At 61.6% G+C, this 20,340-nt stretch carries 12 protein-coding genes; 7 read left to right on the top strand and 5 right to left on the bottom strand.

From position 1 onward, the window contains the following. The first annotated feature begins 26 nt into the window (after positions 1-26). The 5 genes from IPI01_17740 (at position 27) to IPI01_17720 (ending at position 6,182) form a co-directional block, all read left to right on the top strand. Positions 27-1,478, top strand: a complete 1,452-nt coding sequence (locus IPI01_17740) for a PQQ-dependent sugar dehydrogenase (GenBank protein MBK7259604.1) — start codon at positions 27-29, stop codon at positions 1,476-1,478. 87 nt (positions 1,479-1,565) lie between these two features. Beyond that, positions 1,566-2,570 (top strand): D-cysteine desulfhydrase family protein, encoded by a 1,005-nt coding sequence (locus tag IPI01_17735; GenBank protein MBK7259603.1) that lies wholly within the window; start codon positions 1,566-1,568, stop codon positions 2,568-2,570. Between the two features lie 139 nt (positions 2,571-2,709). After that, positions 2,710-4,431 (top strand): serine hydrolase, encoded by a 1,722-nt coding sequence (locus tag IPI01_17730; protein MBK7259602.1) that lies wholly within the window; start codon positions 2,710-2,712, stop codon positions 4,429-4,431. A 277-nt stretch (positions 4,432-4,708) separates the two neighbouring features. Then, on the top strand, positions 4,709-4,924 hold the full coding sequence (locus IPI01_17725) for a helix-turn-helix transcriptional regulator (GenBank protein ID MBK7259601.1): 216 nt from the start codon (positions 4,709-4,711) through the stop codon (positions 4,922-4,924). Beyond that, complete coding sequence (locus tag IPI01_17720; GenBank protein MBK7259600.1) at positions 4,914-6,182, top strand: hypothetical protein; 1,269 nt, start codon at positions 4,914-4,916, stop codon at positions 6,180-6,182. Before IPI01_17725 ends, IPI01_17720 begins: the two co-directional genes overlap by 11 nt. Positions 6,183-6,248: 66 nt before the next feature. Here IPI01_17720 and IPI01_17715 read toward each other — a convergent pair whose 3' ends face one another. Beyond that, on the bottom strand, positions 6,249-7,064 hold the full coding sequence (locus IPI01_17715; GenBank protein MBK7259599.1) for a DUF4249 family protein: 816 nt from the start codon (positions 7,062-7,064) through the stop codon (positions 6,249-6,251). A gap of 13 nt (positions 7,065-7,077) precedes the next feature. Further along, positions 7,078-9,528, bottom strand: coding sequence for a TonB-dependent receptor (locus IPI01_17710; protein ID MBK7259598.1), 2,451 nt, complete (start codon positions 9,526-9,528; stop codon positions 7,078-7,080). 254 nt (positions 9,529-9,782) lie between these two features. On the opposite strand from IPI01_17710, the gene IPI01_17705 reads away from it, so the two are divergent. Beyond that, positions 9,783-12,770, top strand: a complete 2,988-nt coding sequence (locus IPI01_17705; GenBank protein ID MBK7259597.1) for a glycosyl hydrolase — start codon at positions 9,783-9,785, stop codon at positions 12,768-12,770. Between the two features lie 36 nt (positions 12,771-12,806). After that, positions 12,807-13,949 carry an exo-alpha-sialidase gene (locus IPI01_17700; protein ID MBK7259596.1) on the top strand — a complete coding sequence of 381 codons (1,143 nt, stop codon included), beginning with the start codon at positions 12,807-12,809 and terminating at the stop codon, positions 13,947-13,949. Between the two features lie 105 nt (positions 13,950-14,054). Here the strand turns inward: IPI01_17700 and IPI01_17695 are convergent, their stop codons facing one another. The 3 genes from IPI01_17695 to IPI01_17685 form a co-directional block, all read right to left on the bottom strand. After that, positions 14,055-16,685 (bottom strand): CotH kinase family protein, encoded by a 2,631-nt coding sequence (locus IPI01_17695; protein MBK7259595.1) that lies wholly within the window; start codon positions 16,683-16,685, stop codon positions 14,055-14,057. 248 nt (positions 16,686-16,933) lie between these two features. Continuing rightward, positions 16,934-19,336: a pectate lyase gene (gene pelA / locus IPI01_17690; protein MBK7259594.1), complete on the bottom strand. Its 2,403-nt coding sequence runs from the start codon at positions 19,334-19,336 to the stop codon at positions 16,934-16,936. Continuing rightward, a complete protein-coding gene (locus tag IPI01_17685; protein ID MBK7259593.1) occupies positions 19,294-20,319 on the bottom strand; it encodes a PrsW family intramembrane metalloprotease in 1,026 nt (341 codons plus the stop codon). The genes pelA and IPI01_17685 overlap by 43 nt, the downstream gene beginning before the upstream one ends. Between the last annotated feature and the right edge of the window lie 21 nt (positions 20,320-20,340).

Genomic DNA, 20,340 nt, shown 5'->3' with positions numbered 1-20,340 from the left:
CAACGATCATACGAAGGGGGACGACAATGCTGATTCGCATCACTCTTGCCGCGGTGGGCATGCTTTTCCTTGTGGCCCGGGTCCCGGCGCAGCTCACGCTCACGGATGCATTCCCATCGTTGCCGTCATTTTCCCTCCCTATCGAATGTGTCTCTGCGGGCGACGGGACGGGCCGGCTCTTCGTTGTAGAACAACGGGGCAAGATCTGGGTCTTCAATGCCGCAGCAGCGAGTCCACAACGGCGCCTCTTCCTCGATCTGACAGGCGTGGTGTCCACTACGGGCAGCGAGACCGGACTGCTCGGACTGGCATTCCATCCCCAATACGCGACGAATGGACAATTCTTCGTCGACTACACCAGTTCTTCCTCCGGGTCACTGAAGAGCTATATCGCGCGCTACATCGTGAGTGCGACCAACCCCGACTCTGCGGTGAAGACCAGCGAGACGATCTTCCTCTCTGTGGATCAGCCCTACGAGAATCACAACGGTGGGAAGATCGCCTTCGGGCCTGATGGCTATCTGTACATCAGCTTCGGGGACGGCGGTTCGGGCAATGATCCTCAGAACAACGGCCAATCCTTGACGACCGCTCTGGGGAAGATCCTGCGGATCGATGTCAACTCCTCCACGCTCCCGTATAACTACACGATCCCCCCCACCAATCCTTTCGCCAGCAACTCCCAGGGGTATCGCAAGGAGATCTATGCCTACGGCCTGCGCAATCCCTGGAAGTTCAGTTTCGACGCACTCACCGGCACGCTCTGGGCGGGCGATGTCGGCCAGGGGGCACGCGAGGAGATCGATACGATCGTTGCCGGGGGCAATTACGGGTGGCGCGTGATGGAAGGCAAGATCTGTACCCCGAACGTCAATCCTGATTGCAGGGATACTGCCGGAACCATCCTGCCACTCTGGGACTACGGACGGGGATCGGGCGATGTCTCGATCACCGGAGGGTATGTCTACCGGGGGAATGCCATTCCTTCATTGAGGGGACGGTACGTCTATGCGGATTATGCCAGTGGTCGCATATGGGCCCTGACACTGAATGGAACGCAGCCCGCAACGAATGCGCTCCTGCTCGATGCTCCGTATACCGTTTCATCGTTCGCCCAGGACCGTGAACGTGAGCTCTATGTCGTATCGTACGGCACCGGACGCCTGTATCGCATCACTGGCCCGGCCACCGACACGGGCTCCTCCGCGCTTCCGCGTGCGTTCTCGCTCTCCGAGAATTTCCCGAACCCGTTCAATCCAACGACCACCATCCGCTATGAGATCCCCGTCGCATCCGCGATCCGGCTCTCGGTCTTCGATCTTCTCGGCCATGAGGTCCGCGTCCTCGTCGACTCGACCGTCAGCGCCGGAAGCTACGAAGCCACGCTCGACGCGGCCGGGCTTGCTTCTGGGATCTACCTGTACAGACTGCGGGCAGGTTCATTTGAGCAGACGAGGAAAATGGTCCTCACACGGTGACGCCCGTTGCCTCATCACTACCTCGAGTCCAATGCTGACGTTGACACTCCCGTCCGAATTCCTTAGTATCAGGTATTCGACCCGACCATGCATTCCCTCGACTCCATCCCCCGGATCATACTCTCGGTCCAACCGACGCCGCTCCAGGATGCGCCCCGGCTGGCGAAGCACTGCGGACTCACCCGGCTCCTGATCAAACGGGATGACCAGACAGGCCTCGCGATGGGAGGGAACAAGGCCCGTAAACTCGAGTATGATTTCGCCGGGATCGTCAGCGGCAAGTACGATGTCGTCCTTACCATCGGCGGTACCCAGTCCAACCACGCCCGCATGACCGCGGCCGCTGCGCGCCAGCTCGGACTCGATGTGAAGCTGGTCCTCGGTGGCCCGGAAGTCCAGGAATATCAGGGGAACCTCCTTCTGGAGAATATCCTGGGAGCGGAGATCCGGTATCTCAGGGACAACGACGACAACGATGCGCTAGCGGGCGAGATGGATGCCTGGGCCGCCGAGCTCGCACGGGCCGGACGCAGGCCGTTCACCCTCCCCATAGGAGGAAGCACGGGTGTGGGCGCACTCGGGTACGTCAGGGCGATGCACGAACTCGCCGGGCAATGCGGCACCGGCCCGATCCAGATCGTCCTCGCCGTCGGCTCCTGCGGCACGCTCGCCGGTACGATCCTTGGCGCGCGCATGTTCCTGCCGGAGGCGCGCGTGATCGGCATCAGCGTATCACGGACCTCGGCAAAGATCGCAGAGCGAACCGCGGAGCTCATGCGGGAATGCGCGGGCATCCTCGACGCTGAGGACGTGCCCGGACGCGAGGCGGTCGAAGCGTACGACCGCTATCACGAAGAGTATGGCGTCTTCACACCATCGGCCCGCGAAGCCATCATCAGTGCCGCCCGCCTCGAAGGTGTGCTCCTCGATCCGGTGTACACGGGGAAGGCCATGGCAGGGTTGATGGACCTTGCCCGGACCGGTGTTCTGGACCGGGCCATCCCGACGGTCTTCATTCATACGGGTGGGCTTCCCATCCTCTTCGCCTACGAGCGATACTTCAAGGGTCTTGAAGCATTCACGCGGATCTGATCGACCGTATCATCGGGCCATAGGGGTACCAGGACCGTGCGCCCCCTTCCCCCAACAACGTATTGTAGGATGACATGATCGTGACTCTCCACCGCATGCTCCCCGCCGTTCTCCTGCTCGTGATACTTCCCTTCCATGAATGCGCGATCGCGCAGCAGCCCGGCAGCGACGTGGCACAGCTCGCGCGCTGCTCGGCGACCGGAATGCCAGCGTGCGATGGACGGCCATCACCGCACTTGCCTCGGCAGGCAGGGAGGCCATCCCGCTTCTTGCCGCCGGGCTCGCCGATACCAGCGCCACGGTTCGTGCAGGATCGGCCATCGCGCTCGGGAAGATCGGGACAGCTGCACGCCCCGCGGAGCAAGCGCTTGCCCGTGCACTCACCGACAGCAGCGCACGTGTCCGCGAAGAGGCCGCCATTGCTCTCGGCGTGATCTCAACCGGCAGCCCGCAGACGGTCTCCGCTCTGGCCCATTGTCTCTCTGACGCCGACCCGTACGTGGTCGGGAGATCCGCACGTGCGCTGGCTTCGATCGGCACACCCGCGCTTCCTGCATTGCTCGAGGTGCTCCGGAGGGCCGATCATCCATCACGCAACGCAGCAACGATCGCGTTGGGAAACATGGGGCCAGCGGCCGCGCCCGCCGCCACGGTGCTCGGCGCTGCCCTTGCGGACGACAATGCTGATGTGCGCTACGGTGCAGCCCATGCGCTCGGCCGCATCGGAGCACCCGCACGGGAAGCAGTGCCTGCGCTGCTCGCAGCGCTCAGCGATGCCGATCAGGATGTGCGGACTGCCGCATCGCTTGCGCTGGACCATATCGATGCCCCGGCAGTGGCCCAGCAACACTGGAACTCCATCGCGGCTCTCATCGACACGCTCACTCCCCGGCTGATGCGCGAGGCACACGTACCCGGAGTGTCTGTTGCCCTCATCCAGAAGAAGTCCGTGGTGTGGTCGCACCAGTACGGCGTAGCGAACGTGATGAACGGACAGGCCGTCACGGAGTCGACCATGTTCGAAGCGTGTTCCATGTCCAAACCCGTCCTGGCGGTCATGGCGCTCCGACTCGTTGAACAGAAGAAGCTGGACCTCGACCGGCCGCTCGTCCAGTACCTCGACCTCCCTTCGTTGCGGGGACAACCCGGCCATGAACGCATCACGGCCCGGATGGCACTGTCGCATACTTCTGGCCTTCCCAACTGGCGGCGGGGAGGTGATGAACGTGACGGTCCGCTTCCCGTGAACTTCCCGCCGGGATCGCACTTCGGCTACTCCGGCGAAGCGATCTACTATCTGCAGCAGGTGATCGAGAAGATCACCGGCGAACCGATCGAAATCCTGGCCAGGCGCGAGCTGTTCGCACCCCTCGGTCTCCGGCACATCTCGTTCACGTGGAATGAAGACATTGCCGGACTCATTGCCGGAGGGCACGCCGCGGATGGGAAGTACAACACCACCACAACGTACACGCACGCCAACGCCGCGTACACGCTGTACACGTCGGCTGCCGACTATGCTCGGTTCATCATTGCGTTGATGCATCCCGGCTCACGTGCCGGTGTTCTCACACCACGTTCCACCGCAGCCATGCTCGCACATCAGGTCCCCGTCTCCGCGCGCGAGCCCATCGAACGCCCGGGCCGTGCACGCGCCACGGCGGTGTACTGGGGACTCGGATGGGCGATCAACACGACCGGCCAGGGTGATATCATTCATCACGGTGGTTCGAACGGATCAGGGTTCAGATGCTTCAGCCAGTTCAACCCTGCCACAGGTTCGGGGATCGTGATCATGACCAATGGTGCAAGCGGGACCGACGTGTGGATCAGGCTTATCAGCAGGATCGGAAACCTCTGACCGGGGCACACCGGACGATGTGAAGGAGCGTCCTCACGTTCCTCATGCAACTCATTCGAAAGGCCGGACGCCCCCATGTGCCCGGCCTTCTCCTTCTGCCCACCTCTACCCGCCCCTTTCACGAGAAACCCGTCCCCGAACTCTCACCAAAAATGCCAAAATTCAATAATATTCGGCAAATGTGTACATTATACTTTACAATATGTAAAGTCACCTTGACATTTGCGGTTCAGCCAGTTATCTTTCGGGTGTCCCATCCCACGAACACAGGCGATGCATGAAAACCAATCTCAGGAAGTACCGCTTCGAGCGGAACGACATCAGTCAGCAAGAGCTGGCAGAGAGAGTGGGTGTTTCGCGCCAGACCATCGTCTCCATCGAAAAAGGGAACTACAATCCATCGGTGAAGCTTGCGATGCTCCTGGCAAAGGAATTATACACGACAGTGGAACAACTTTTTGAACTGGAGGAAGGCGACCGTCATGAAGCGTGACTGGATCTTTTTCTCGGCACTCGCGATCGGCCTTGTTGGGGCCGGGCTCTTTGCTTCGGGTATCACGGCCGGCATCCTGCTGATCGCAGGAGCATACATGCTCCGCCCCGCCCTGCACGAATTCGGGTTGGCCCGGGGGCATGCGGATGAGCGACAACTCCTCATCCACTCCCGTTCGGGGAACATCAGCTTCCTTGTGGTGATCCTCGCGGCATCGGGGTTCGCTCTCTGGCGGCTTTCGCGAGGCGAGCCGGCTGAAGAGCTCGTGCAGGTGATCGTCCTGGGGCTCGCAGCGCGTGCACTGACGAATCTGGTGATGATCGGGGAGTACCGCAAGGCCGGTGTCATGATCCTCACGGCGATCGGCGCAGGCGTGGCCCTCTTCCTCATCGCGGAAGGTGGACTGTCAACACCGGCGCTCGTCGGAGTGGTCCTCGGCGCGATCATCATCGGCATTGCACAGTTGGCCCGACGCTTCCCTCTCACCATAGCGGCGGTCCTCGTTGCGCTCATGGCAGGGGCCATCGTGTTCTACCGGTTGTATGAGTTCCGCGCCATGCAGTCGGCAGTGTGGCTCCTGTTCATCCTGCCCCTTGCGGTCGCGGCACTGTGCCTGTACCTCGGGCGGCGCGAAGACGAAAATGTGTCGCCACGGCAACGGACCATCGCGTTCGGGAGCCTGGGGGCGGCGGCGGCCGTCATCTTCACTCTCCTGCTTCTCATTGGAGGAAGCAACACGCCCGTCACCCGCCGCACAGCCGCGGGCCCTGCCGGAACGGTGACCGAGATCCAGGGGATCCCATGCACCGGCACGGTCACGTACGACGACAAGGGGAAGCTGCAGTCCTGCACACTGGGGCGGGAGGACACGCTTTCCGGGCAGCCACTGGCCGCAGGAACGGTCATCCACCTGACACCGGAGGGCATTCTCGACTGGTGTTTCCTGCAGGAAGACACGATGATCCAGGGGCACCTCTGCCGCGGGTCGGAACACAACTTCATGACCGGGTTCCATCCGAACGGCACGCTGAAGACCGCGTGGCTCGCGCAGGATGAGACGATCGACGGCATTCCCTGCGCGAAGTTCCGCTTCCTCAGTGCGTGGTTCGGTGGCGGTGACCGGACATCGTTCCATGACAACGGCCGGCTTCAGTTCTGCACGCTCGCTGCTCCCGCGAACATCCAGGGGACAGAGTACGCAAAGAACACGCGGCTCGCATTCGGCCCCGACGGCCGCATCATCACCACCGGCAAATAGTGGCGGCACCCTCCGTCGAGCCCTCGTCCCTCCGCACGGGCCGCGCCGTCCTTGGCGCGGCCTGTGTCATTCCAGCCTGACGCAGAACGTCACGCTATCGGCCGCGAATGCACTGAACACCCCCAGGCCATTCTTGATGTTCGTCAACGGCTCGTTGAGCGTCCGGTTGTCCTGCTGCCTGCTCCGGTACAGGTCTGCGTATTCCTGATTGACACGGTACACCAGGAGCCTGTACAGCCCCGTGTAGCGCAATTGTCGCACCGGAACACGGTAGCGTGTCTGCGACGTCGGCTGCGACATGAAATCGAAGCCCCGGAGGGTATCGGTCGTGATCGCCACCGGGTTTGCATCGATGTTCTTCAGGAGCGTGAAGTACAGGTCTTCCTCTCCCCCGCTCCAGCTGACCACGACGCTGTCGTCGCTGTACACCTCCTTGAAATTGCCGAACATGGCCCGGAGCGAAACGTCCAGCGTGTCGGCGGAACACGTGATGGCGAGCGGCTTCTCCGGGACCGTTGTTGAAGCCGATACCACATGGCTCGCCCGGACCACCGAGAGGGTGAACTGATCGCCGCTTGTCACAGGCAGGTCGCTTCCTGTATACCTATAGTATCCCGGACGGGCCGTATCGCTCGTGAGCAGATACGATACCCCGTTGCGCGTCAACCGGACGATGGCATCCGTCACCGGCGGCCCTGCGGTATCCGTGGCCCCGATCGCGATGCTCGCGGTCAGCTGTATGTCGTTCACGGGTTCACCGGCATACAGATACCCCCGCACAACGGTGTCCGATGTCGTCGTATTGTCCGTGCTCTGGCCGCAGCCGCCCAGCCACCACGGCGCCATGACAAGCAGGCACATTCCCAGCCACTGTCGCTTCATCGATCTTCCTTCCCTAGAAATCCAACTGGAGGAACACGGTCGGCGTGATCCCGAGAGAACCCACGGTCGACACCGTGACCGGCGAGGTATTCATGTCGTAGGTGTAGTACGACACATTCTTCCTGTCATACACGTTGAATACGGACAGCCCCGCGGAGAAACGCATCCCCTCCGTTTCATTGGAGAAGGAGCGCGCGACGCTAAGGTCGAGGCGATGATACGGAGGGAGCCGCATCCCATTCTTCTCCCCCACGTGGACATACGTGAGGGTATTCCCGCCGAGCATCTCAAGGTAATACTGGCTGACCGGCGCCGTATACGGCGTGCCGGAACCATAGATCCAGTTCGCCCCGAACTTCCACGGGCCGAGGGTGAGCGAGTTCACGACCTTCACTTCATGCCGCTGGTCCTGTGCCGCAGGGAATGCCATCCCGTCATTGATCAGCGGGAAGGTATAGTCGGTCTTGCTCAGCGTGTAGCTGATCCATCCCGTGTACGCTCCATGTTTCTTCTGCAGCAGGAACTCGATGCCGCGCGAGATCCCCTCCCCCGTCGCGAACGCATAGAGGTCGGCAGCCGTCATCCGGAACCGTTGGCTGAATTCCACCAACCCGGTCATGGTCTTGTGATAGGCTTCGACATCGAACAGGAGATCGGCATTCTCCCAGCTCCCACCAACAACGTAGTGTTCCGACCTGCCTGGCTTGAACTGGTCGCCGGTCATGACCCAGAAGTCGCGGCTTCCCTGCGAGATGTTCTCGTTCACAATGCGGTTCAGGAACTGACGGTATCGCCCTACGGCACCCTTCACAGAGATCTGGTCGGCGAGGACGTACCGGAAACTCATGCGCGGATCCATGAAGAGCTGACGTGTCGGCTGGTAGTATGTCCCCCGTGCACCGAGGGTCATCGTCAGACGGTCCGTGAGCGCCCACTCATCCTGGGCATAGAGCGATGCCTGGATCCCTTTCTGATCCAACCCGACGAGCCCGGACCGCGTGGCTCGGAACGGATCCGTCAGGGTCAATGAATACGTGGTCGTTGTCTGGTCCAGGTCGAGGCCGAATGCCACCGCATGGTCCTGATGGGGGTGCCAATCCATATCCAACCGGACGGAGAACTCGTTGATAGCGTTGTCCTCGACGGTCCCGATACCCCCGGCACGGAACTGCGACCGGCTGGTGTCCGAAACGTCGACCCCGAACGTGTAATTGCTTGTGTACCGCGAATTGGCGACGACCAGATTGGAGAACAGCGACGCCGACCATTGATGGAACCAGCGCGCACTGAGCCCCAGGTTCTTCTGGTCCGTGATATCCGTGGTCCCCCCACCGAATGAACTCTCCACAGACCGGTCCAGTTTGTCGCTGCTGTGATACAGGCTTGCCGCAACAACGTCCGCCGGTGTCAGATAGTACGTCACCTTCGTATTCAGGTCGTAGAACGACGGGAGTGGGACGGTCTCCTCGTATTGCGCCGACCCGAAATTTCCCCCGGGGGGCGGCCCGCCTCCCGGCCCGCCCCCACCCGGTCCGCCGCCAGAACGCGTGCTCCCGATCTGTCCCCCGGTGAGGAATTTGTAGATGCTTGTTGCCAGCTTGCTCTCGCCATACGTCGTTCGCCCGGCGATGAACAACGATCCCTGCTTCCACAGCGGGATCTCGATGTCGCCGTGTGCACTCAGCAGGCTGGCCCCGACCCCGCCGCGCCATGAGTTCTGATCACCGGTCCGCCCCGTCATGTCGATCACGCTCGAGAGGACACCGCCATACCGTGCCGGGAACCCGCCTTTGTAGAAATGCAGGTCCTTGACGGCATCCACGTTGAACGCACTGAAGAACCCGAAGAAGTGGTCCACATGGTGGATCGTCATCCCGTCGAAGAGGACCAGGTTCTGATCGGGAGCACCGCCGCGAACGTAGAGTCCCGAAGAGGATTCGTTCGTCCCGCACACGCCGGGGAGGAGCTGCAGCGCCCGGAACAGGTCCACCTCACCGATATTTGGCAATGAGCTCAGTTCGGCTGGCGACAGGGCCACGAGCCCGGGCTCCTTCTCCGATTTCATGGTCCTCGGCTCCGCCTCAGCGATCACCGTCACTTCCTGCCCGGCAATGATCGTCTGTTTCATCTTCACGACGAGGTTCGTGATGGGCTTCGACGCATCGACACGGACGTCCTGCGTTGCATAGCCGAGATACCGCACTTCGAGTGTACAGAGACGGGCAGGAGCATTCTGCAGGAAGAAGAATCCTTCCACGTTGCTCTTGACCGCGGATGAAGTACGCTTCACCAGGACCGTCGCATACGGAATACGTTCGGCCGATTGCGCATCCATGACGATCCCCTGTATCGTCGTGGTCTGGGCATGACCACCGGCGCAGGATCCACAACAGACGATGACGGCGAAGAGACCGCGCAGGAAGCGGCCGGGCATGGGCCCGGGCGGGGACGATACGATGCTCATTGTTGCTCCGATTGGTGAACGGTCGCGGCAACTGCTGCACAACAGCGGGTGTGTACGATACTAGCGAAATTCTCCGCGGAAGTGGTCAAGGCGATGACAAATGATTGTGGGATCTGCCAATCGCCTGTTAAGAATGTTAATGGAGAGGGACCCTCCCGTGGCTGACCCCACCCTTGCAGTCCAAGGGGATTTTGCGTACACTTGACCACTTCATCACGCCCCGCTCATCGTTGTGCAAACCCGGAGAGCTCAGTATGCGTACCTGGATCCGATATATGCATCGTTCAGGATCGACCCGTACTCCGCTCCTTGCGCTTCTCCTGCTGCTTTCTTCCTGGCCCGCTGCTCTCGAAGCCGGCCCCGCACGGACACCGCGGTCCCCGGACTCGCTGAAATATATTGTCCGGCCATTCTATCGCTATCGCGCGGACCGTCAACCGGGGCGGGAGGTCACCATGTTCATGCCGGGGGGCCACCTCCAGGGGACGGCAGAGGTCGACGTGCGGATCGGTGATACTCATGAAGTGACCCGCCTGTACGGACAACGGTGGGAAATCGACTCCGTGAACGTGCTCCTTCCCCCGGGCGTTGGGGTGTTGCGCGACACCTCGATCGTCATCAGGTTCAGCACACAGGGTACTGCCATCACGCAGATCGTCCGCATTCCCGCGATGCGGCACTGGACGGTCTTCGTGTATCCTCATTCCCACGTCGACATCGGCTACTCGAACACCCATGCCAACGTAGAGTTCATCCACAAACGGAACATCGACCGGGGGCGCATCCTTGCCGAACAGACGAACACCTATCCCCCCGGCGCCCGGTATGTGTGGAACACGGAGGTTATGTGGCCCTTTGAACGGTACTTCTCCGGGGGCACTCCATCCCAACAGGACACGCTGGTGCGCGCCGTGAAGCAAGGATCCCTCGCGCTCGATGCAGCATACGTCCATGTCCTCACGTCGAATAGTAGCGATGAAGAGATGTTCCAGGCATTGCGTCCGCGTGCCGAAGCCGTGCACCGCACCGGGGCCACCATCGATACCTATGTTCAGGTGGACATCCCCGGTATGGCATGGGGACTCGTGCCCGCCCTTGCACATGAGGGGGTCCGGTACATCATGCTCATGCCCAATGGGACACGGGGGAACGACAGCATGGTTGCCGAACTCCGCCAGAAGCCCATGTGGTGGGTCGGACAGGATGGGCGGTCACGCGTGTTGTTCCTCAACGCCGGGACGTATGCCGTCGGATTGGCCAAAGGGCGTACCACGGGGCGGCCGTGGTTCGGGCAGCGGGACAAGGACAAGATCCCGCTGGAGATCAGGACGGCACGACCGCGGGAGCATTTCCTGGACACGCATCTGTTCCGCGAATTGCCCCATTTTGAGGCGACGCACCATCCCTACGACCTGTTCGTCGTGACCTGGGCGATGTGGGACAACGCATTGCTCGACGCAGACCTGCCGGATGCAGTGCGCTCATGGAACGCAGAGTATGCATATCCGCATCTTGAGATCGCCAGCGCCCACACGATCATGTCTGCATTTGAAGAGAGATATGGCAGCCAGTTCCCGGAGGTGCGCGGGGACTTCACCGAATACTGGACCGATGGATTCGGGACCGTCGCGAAAGAGGCCCGCATGGCCCGCAATGCCAAGGACCGCCTGTTGCAGGCCGAGATCCTATGGCCGATGCTCCGGCCGGGCCGCCCGGCACCACGCGATCAGTTCGACGAAGCATGGCGCAATGTGGTGATGACCACCGAGCACACGTTCACGTACGAGAACCCGACGGAGCCATATTTCCAGGATGCGATCTGGCGGATGAAGCAGAGGTACTTTCAGGAAGCGGATGACCGGAGCAAGGTGTTGCTGGACGAGGCACTTGCCCCTGCCACCGACAGATCGGACGGTGCGCTCGGCCCGGGGGCAGGGCCGTCGAATGGCGGCGTGGCAGTATTCAATACGAATTCATGGTCACACGGTGGCCTGGTAACGCTCGCGCGTTCAGAAAGCCAGCAGGGAGACCGCGTCGTCGACAGCCAGGGCAATGCCGTCCCCTCCCAGCGCCTCTCCACAGGTGAACTCGTGTTCCTCGCTTCGCCCGTCCCCGCATTTGGGTCGCTTCACTTCCGCGTCGTCCCCGGCAACAGCCCACAACCGGGTGGAACAACGTGGTCGTCCGCCATGCTCGACAATGGAGCGGTGCAGGTCGGGATCGATCAGCGACGCGGGACGATAACACATCTGCGCGATAGCGGGACCGGCAAGGACCTCGCCAACGCCGATCTTGACGGCGGGATCAATTCGTTCCGCTGGCAGCCGGCGAAGGGTGAAGGTCCGGCCCTCCCTGATTCCGTCATCAGTGTCCGCCTCTCAGAATCGGGTCCCGTGCTCGGTGAAGTAGAGATCATCTCCCTCGCACCCGGATGCAGGTCGGTGATCAGGAGGGTCCGGGTTATCCGTGGCGATCGGGGTGTGCGCTTCACGAACACCGTGGACAAACTCCCCCTGCTGCCGAAGGACGGCGTCCACTTCGGATTCCCCTTCCGCATTCCCGGTGGGCGTGCACGTATCGACATCCCCTGGGGTGTGATGGAATTGCAGAAGGACCAATGGGCCGCGGCGAACCGTGCATGGATGGTGGCACAGCATTTCGCCGATGTGTCCAACGATTCCATGGGCATCACATGGTGCTCTCCCGACGCCCCGTTGACAGAATACGGTGGTATCACGGCCAACAACACGGCCAACTGGGATGGCGCGGGAGACATCTGGCCTGCAACGTATGCGCCGTCGACCGTGCTGTACTCATGGGCCATGAACAACCACTGGTTCACGAACACTCCCTTGACCCAGGACGGGCCGGTCACGTTCCGCTACGCACTCCGTACCCACGGGCGCTTCGACGCAGCAGCGGCGTATCGATTCGGCAGGGAGACCGCACAGCCGCTCGTTGCGCTCGCAACAGGCCGCGACCCCTCGATCCGTCCACTCGTGGCAACGGCCAATGACAGGGTTGCCGTGACGATCCTGAAGGCGGCGGCCGATGGCAGAAGCGTGATCGTACGCCTCCGCTCGTTCTCTGAACAGGAAGAATCCGTTGCCCTGTCATGGCCGGCACGTATGCCGCGGCAGGTCAGGGTCTGTGAGCTGGGAGAGGAACCAGGTGCACGCGATGCGATGCGGACGGTCGCCGTTCCCCCGATGGGTCTCGTGACACTCCGTGCAGAATGGTGAGGCGGGAGCATCCATTTCAAAGAGAGGACTCTGGCTATGATGGGCCTGACAGCGGTCGCATGGTCACCCTCACATGGCGGCATCCACATGAAGCACCTCACGATCATCGGCTGTACGGCCTTGCTGCTTGCGGGTTGCGCTCCGTCGTTGAGGTCCATCGACCTCTCGGGCGAGACCGACCGGCAGACCGTGGTCGACCGTGAAGCGGGGCAATACCTCGGGCATCCGACGACCGTGCTTCTGGAAGACGGGAAGACCATCATCGCCGTCTATCCGAAGGGACATGGGCGTGGAGCGATCGTGATGAATCGTAGTATGGACGGCGGCCAGACGTGGAGCGGCCGCCTCCCGGTGCCTGAGAACTGGTCCACGTCACTCGAGACGCCGACCATCCATCGGACCATCGACAGCACGGGAAAGAAACGCCTGATCATGTTCTCGGGCCTCTACCCGGCCCGCCTTGCTGTGTCGGAAGATGACGGCGGAACATGGACACCGCTCCGGCAGATCGGGAGCTGGGGTGGCATCGTCGTGATGGGATCGGTGGAACGATTGAACGACGGACGGTATCTTGCGGTCTTTCATGATGATGGGAGGTTCATCCGGGAAGGCGGGCAGCTCTCGAAGACCATGACGTTGTACCGGTCATTCTCACGGGATGGCGGGCTGACATGGTCCGCACCCGAGGGGATATTTTCCGCGGACAGCATCCATCTCTGTGAACCCGGACTCATTCGCTCGCCTGACGGGCGGCAACTCGCCATGCTGCTCCGGGAGAATACCAGGACACACAATTCGTATGTGATGTTTTCCAACGATGAAGGGGTGCACTGGACGGCACCGCGCGAACTCCCACCGGCTCTTACCGGCGACCGGCACACGGCGAAGTATGCCCCCGATGGCCGCCTGCTGATCTCGTTCCGCGATATGGCTGCGTCATCGCCAACAGCCGGCGATTGGGTGGTATGGGTCGGGACCTACGATGATGTTGTTTCAGGAAGGGATGGCCAATACCGGGTCCGGCTCAAGGACAATCTGAAGGGATCGGACTGCGCGTACCCGGGCGTGGAGGTTCTGCCCGACGGCACATTCGTCGTGACGACCTACGGCCATTGGACCGCGGGTGAAGAGCCGTACATCATGTCCGTCCGGTTGCGCCTGGACGAACTGGATCGATGAACGGCGTTACATAGAATTGACATCCAGACGCATCCAGGGGCGGGTCCCGGAATTGACGCCCGGGCCCATGTAGGGGCGGTGCATGCACCGCCCCTGCGCACGACATCACTTCACAAGCATCAGCTTGCGGTGCCGCACGAATTCTCCCGCCCGCATTGAATAGAAATACACCCCGCTGGGCAGAGAGGAAGCATCGAAGCGTAGTTCATGACGGCCGGCCGGAAGCCGGTCATCCACCAGTACGGCGATACGCTGACCGATCGTCGAATAGACCGTGATGACCACGGGAGACTCGACGGGGAGATCGAACCTGATCGTTGTGGAAGGATTGAACGGGTTCGGATAGTTCTGACTGAGATCGAACGCCGTCGGGATCACGGATTCCTCCGTACCGATCGCCGAGAGTACGATCAGGAGCTCCGGGGAAAGCTCGAATTGCCCCCGTGTTCCAAGCGCGCGTACCCGATAGGCCATTCGTCCTCCCGGCCCCACGGAATCCCTGAAGGTGTACGTGACCGTATCGGCCTTGACACCCGTGGCAGCCACGGTATCCAGTGCTCTCCAGACCGAATCCGGTGACTCGGGAAGTGTGCGTTTCCGTTCGATGGCATAGCCGAGGACGTGCGATTGCCCCGTTGCTTTCCATACGAGATCCACACCGTTTGCAGTGAACCCGCCATTGATCGACCGGTACACGACGTGCAAGGTGTCATCAGGTCCGTTCACGTGAACGGACCGGGTCGTAGAGGTGAACTGCTGGCCAAACCACCCTGCGACCACCAGCCGGTACAAGAGGTCACCGCCGCCCGGCACGGTATCTTTGACCGCATACGAACGCGTGGTCGAACTCGTATCGGCCCCGGCGAGCGTTTGAATCACCTGCCAGGAGGTATCACCTTCCACCGGGCGCCGCTGCACACGGAACTGGACCGTATTCTGCTCGCGCGAAGTTGTCCAGGCAAGGGAGACGACGCTGTCAACTGCTCCAACCGTGAACGATGCGATCGTGACGGCGAGGGATCTCCGCGAATCGGGAATGGACACCGGCACGATGCCGGAGAGGGACATTGTATCGAGTGTGCCGATGGTACGGACACGGAGGAGCCAACGGGCCGGTCCTTGCACGGTGTCGCGAACGGTGTACTGGCGGATCACGGCGCTGGAGTCAGCGGCCCGGACCGAATCCACCAGACGCCACACCGTATCCGCCGCGAGCGAATCAGCATTCTTCCACTGCACTTCGAACCGCGCGGTATGCCGCTCCTGCGTGGTGAGCCATGTGACGACCAGGACGCTGTCCGTAATGCGGGCGGCAAGTGAATCCAGGCGGACGATCATCGAGTCCGGTGGAGGGACGATCACCCTCGCGGGAGGAAGGGCATTATCCATCCATGCCATCCGGGCGGTGGTCCACTCCTTCAGGTACGTGACCTCATTCGCGTAACTGCCGCCCACATACGGATTGCCCCACACCACGGAGTCGAGGATCGGCCAACGCACAAAATTGCGCGCCTGCGCTTCATTCAAGACGGCAGCCGCCGAGTCGATGAACGCCAGGACGTTCGGCGTGCTGAAGGCCCCCTTGCGAAGTGCTGCCCACCGGTCCCCTGCACTCTGCCAGAAGGAGGAGTCCTCCCCGAGCCGTACCCACCAGGGTGGGACGTGATCTTCGTACTGGCTCCCGACGAGGGCCAGGGGCATGGTCAGAAGATCCCATCCTACCGTGTCCGCCCCTTCAGACCAAATGACGTTGCCGAAGCCAAGATCGAAATCCCACACGGGCCCCACACGCAACTTTCCACCTTTGCTGTCACGGTCCTTGTGCAAATAGGAACTCAGGCGATAGGCGTCGACGTTGCGGGCGAGTTCGTTCACCAGGAAGAAGTCGACAGCCGAAGGCAGATCAAGATACTTTCTGTACCCATTGACCGGGTCCGCCCACGCCGAGTCCGCCATCACCGCTTCGAATGCCGTGATGTATGACCGGATGTATGCGCGCTGCTGGGGAACCAGGTCTGCCGGCTTCGGGTACACGTGTTGATAGATGATCGGCCGTGTTGGATCGGCAGGCGGAAGGACCGGGGAGGCCCAGAATTCGGTCGTGTCCAGGGTCGGACGGTCCACCTGCACGACATATCCGCCCGTCACATTATCTCCAGCAACATCGGTAGTCGCCATTTTTGTGACGTTGATGCGATTCTTGTCACGCTTGAGCCGTTCAAAAAGGACGTAGGTCCCCCAGTACTGACCGTTGAGGACGAGTTCACAGAAACGGCCCTGGCTGGCATATCTCCCGGATCGCCGGGCAAGGGCGTAGGCAAGTGCGTTCCGCATCTGGGTCTTGTCATTATAGGCGGCAGACAACACCCAGTCGGCATCGGAAGACATACCGAGCAGCCCCACCGCCACATCCGCACCGGTCGAATCCCGGAGTTCGATCCCATACTGCAGTTTCGGGAACTGTTGTGAGGAATAGCCGCGGACCTCGATGCCAATGTAGCCGCGATACCTGTTCGCGGAATCGGCAAGCGAATTTCGCATCCCGGGGCCGTTGTCAATGACCCCCATGAATGCCGTGATCTTCGGATCGTCAGGGATCTCCTGGCCGAACGTATCAATGATGACGATCGGCAGATCTGAATTCAGCAGAGAATCGGACTGGGATCGGGCGAGGCCGGACAACCCAATGAGAAAGAGCAGCAGGATCGATGTGCGGGTGAATCCGTGTGTACACATGGAGAAATTCTCCCCCTCTTCCGTTCATCATTGCAACAGCAAAAACCCCCGGAGCATCATAGGTCACCAGTGTGAACCAGACAGATCCGAGGGAGTGAGGTGTTCGTTCTCAATGTAAGGAAGGCAACAAGGAAAGTCAACGGGCGGGCCGAAGAGAAACGTACGTGAGGCAACGGGCAGACGGGACGGCGAAAATGGAGACAAGAAAGACACCATTGCTCTCCGGAAGTCCCCTTTCCGATGCGCGTTCAGTCCCGCACTCTGCCCTTCCAGCGCTCCCAGCACTCGAGTATCTCCTGTGGCGCCGCGGAGTACCAACCGTAGCCCGCCCGCCGTTCCCTCTCCACCTCCGCCATTGAAAAAACGATCCTCCCATCCCGTCCGCAGAATATCGGTACGTTGAGCTCGAGATCGTAATACCTGGCCCAGAGCGGACCCGCGGAGGGGTCCTGCACCACAACCCGGTCGTGGGCGATGGTCCGCCACTCCGTTCGAAGCTCGGGAGCGGAGACCGTCTCCACACGGATACCCCGGATCGAGGATCTTCTGAACCACGCCACGGCGTGATCCACGGCGTCGATCACATCAGGGCCCGGGTCGTCGCTCTCCATGAGGAACCGGACAATGTCTGCACTTTCAATGCTCACCAATGCTGCGGGTTCGAATGTCCGCGCGGCGCGGGGCAGCAGGTCGCGGTCATCGTGCTGCTGGCACCACACTGTCGGTACCCCCTGTTGCCGGATCTGTGTCCGGAGGATGCAACCGATCCCGCGATCGACCGCCACTCCTGCCGCACGCGCCCGGAGGGTGTCAACGATACCCAGCGATGCATCCCTCCGCGCCACGCGACGCAGAAGCGACATCACACCGATCATCGCCCCATCGTTGAACGTGATGTACCGCCGGTATCCCGTCGTGTCGGGAAAGAATTGCGGCCAGCCGCCCGTTGGCGTCTGCGCGGAGAGGATGAAATCCACCCCCCGCTCGAACCCCTCCTTGAAGCGTTGGAGCCCGGTCGCCCGGTACGCTCCGGCGAGGACGATGCACTGCGAAGCGGTCGCGCCGTTATCGAACGTCGTATTCAGGATATGGCGTGCATCGGCGACAGACCGCCGCTGCGCCGGTGTCAGCACCGCGCGCATGTCATAATTCTTGGGCCAGCCCCCGTTCGCCTTCTGAAACAACAGGATGTTGTCCGCGATGGCAACGGCGTCCGTCACGGGGTATCGCTGTTGCCCGGGAAGAGGCGCGATGACATGATCGTCTTCCTTGATCGTGTACCAATGACGCGCACCGGCGTTCATCGCGTTGGTGTCAGGGCGCCATGCGGGCGGGGTCGCCATCATGATGCCGGTCCGGAATTTCGTGTAGTGAACGTACTCCCCCTGCATCCAGAGGACGTGGTCATCCGGACCGTCGTACCCTGCGGGCACGACAGGGCGTACGTTCAACGGTCCGCCGTCTCCCACCGTCGATACGCGGAGCCACTCCCTGCTCCGTTGCACCCACTTCTCGATCCGGAATCCAGCGTTCACGGGACGTGAGAGATAGGCTATCTCCGGATGGAACGGATGCAAAACGATCCCCCCGGAATAGTGGGATTCGAACTCGGTCTTCCCTGCCGGAGTTTGCGGGAACCATTTCCCCGCTTCCGTCACTTTGCCGTCCTCCCACGTGCGACCATTCCAGCGGACAACATGATAGCGGTGGTCGGCCTCCGAAGGAAGCCTCGTGTAGGCGATCGAGGGCCGCCCGGAGCTATCGAGAGCGATGTCCCACACCCACCCACGCACCCGCGTTACACGGGCGTCGTACGCTCGGTCGCACGCAGACGGACGGAGCGGCAGATCGTTGAACCGCCCGAGGAGCGTTCCATCGGCCCTGGTGAACGCACCCTGTTCATAGCGCACGTAGTAGATGGAGTTCAGAGCCTCATCCCGTGGATGACCATCGGTGAACGCACAATGAATGGACTTCCTGCCATCGGACACCACTTTGAGATAGGGCCGGATATCACCTCCCTGGCGTCCGGGTTCCTGGACCAGGATCCGCGCATCGCTCCACCGGATGCCATCGGGTGACGTGGCAAACGTGGGCTTCCAGCTCTCACCGCGCCAGAACACGTAGAACAGCCGTTCGTCGGAAAGATACACCGGATGGCTGTAGGTTACGCGCGGCATGCGTGTGATGGTGACCTCGTCCTCCCATGCGGTGATGTCTTCCGGTCGTGCCGTCCGCCGGCAGAAAAGCCCGGCTTCATTGTGTTGCGCATAGAACACCATCAGCCGGTGATCGGGCAGCACGAGTATAGAACCGACATTGTGATCATCCACTCCCCACTCCCGCTTGAGGGTGTACGTTTCCACGGCCGCGGTCCGGTGATCAAATGCGCCGATCTGCAGATCGCCCTGTGAGGTCACCCACGTCGCATATGTCCGCACCCTCCCGGCCGCGACATAGGCCGCTCTTGGATCCTGGAACCAGCACCATGCCCCGTCCGGAGCGAATCGGATGGGCTCTCCCCCCTGTGCATGGAGTGGCGGCATCAGGGCCGCACCGGAGAACACCGCACACGTCGCAATGACGATGGTCCATCCGGAACGAGGGGTCATGATCGCACCGCCGTCCGCTTGAGCATCGTGATCTGCCATAGGTCCTTTGCTCTTGCCCCGAGGAAGGGATTGAGCGCGATCATGCCGGTCTTCCCGATGCTGTGTTCGAGATACCGCAGCTCCGCGAACTGCTCGGCGGCTTCGGGATCGGGCGGCACGTCGAAGCCCGCGTCGCGCATCATGAGAAGGCCTTTTGCCCGGATCGAGAGTTCAAGATGGACGCGGAGATAGCAGAGCATATCCGCCACGATCTCGCCCGGGAACGACTTCTGCATCGTTTCGAGGTAGTGCCCGATCCTGGTGTCGGCGAGCGTGCCGGTCGTGATCATCGCAAGCAGTTCCTGGTCGGAATCGAACCCCACACCCAACCATGCGCGCGTCGCTGTCTCGCTCCGCCGGAAGACCGCGAACACCGCGAGCGGGACTCCTGCGAGCACGAGGAGCGTGGAGAGCATGGGGGCGAGGAAGAAATGATTGAACAGGGAGTGAAGAAGGATCGCGGCGACGAGGCCGGAGAGGATGAAGCGGACGCGTGTCCATTCCGCCCGCTCGCTCATCCCGCGTGCGATGATGCCCGCCATCGCCGTGGCACCGCCGTGCATGATGGCCGTGCCGAAGCCCCGGATGACCCACAGGTAGACCGGCGCATCCGGCCGCATGGTGAGATACCACAGGTTTTCCACGAGGGCGAAGCCGGCTCCGATCGCGACGCCGCGGATGGCGGCATCGACCATGAAGCCGACCCGGTTGGCCCGGAGGAGATAGATCAGGTAGGCAGCCTTGAGGGATTCTTCAATGAGCGGTGCGAGATAGCGGGAATACGCAACGAACGAAAGCCCCGTCCGGTCCACGAGCGCGTTGTTGATGAACAAGGCAAGGAAGGCCGCACAACACCCGACCGCGATCGTAAGTCCGACCTCGCGAAACCGGACCAGCTTGAATGTGTCGGCGTACACCAACCCACCCAGAAAGGACAGGACCGGCAGGAACCCGAGTGCAACACCGAGCATCATGATCGTCATCGGAAGCTCCAGGGGGAGATT

Source organism: Ignavibacteriota bacterium, from assembly GCA_016707525.1.
Classification (GTDB): Bacteria; Bacteroidota; Ignavibacteria; order UBA10030; family UBA6906; genus JAGDMK01.
Note: the sequence above shows the minus strand (reverse complement) of the source record. Positions and strands in the feature narration are given on the sequence as shown.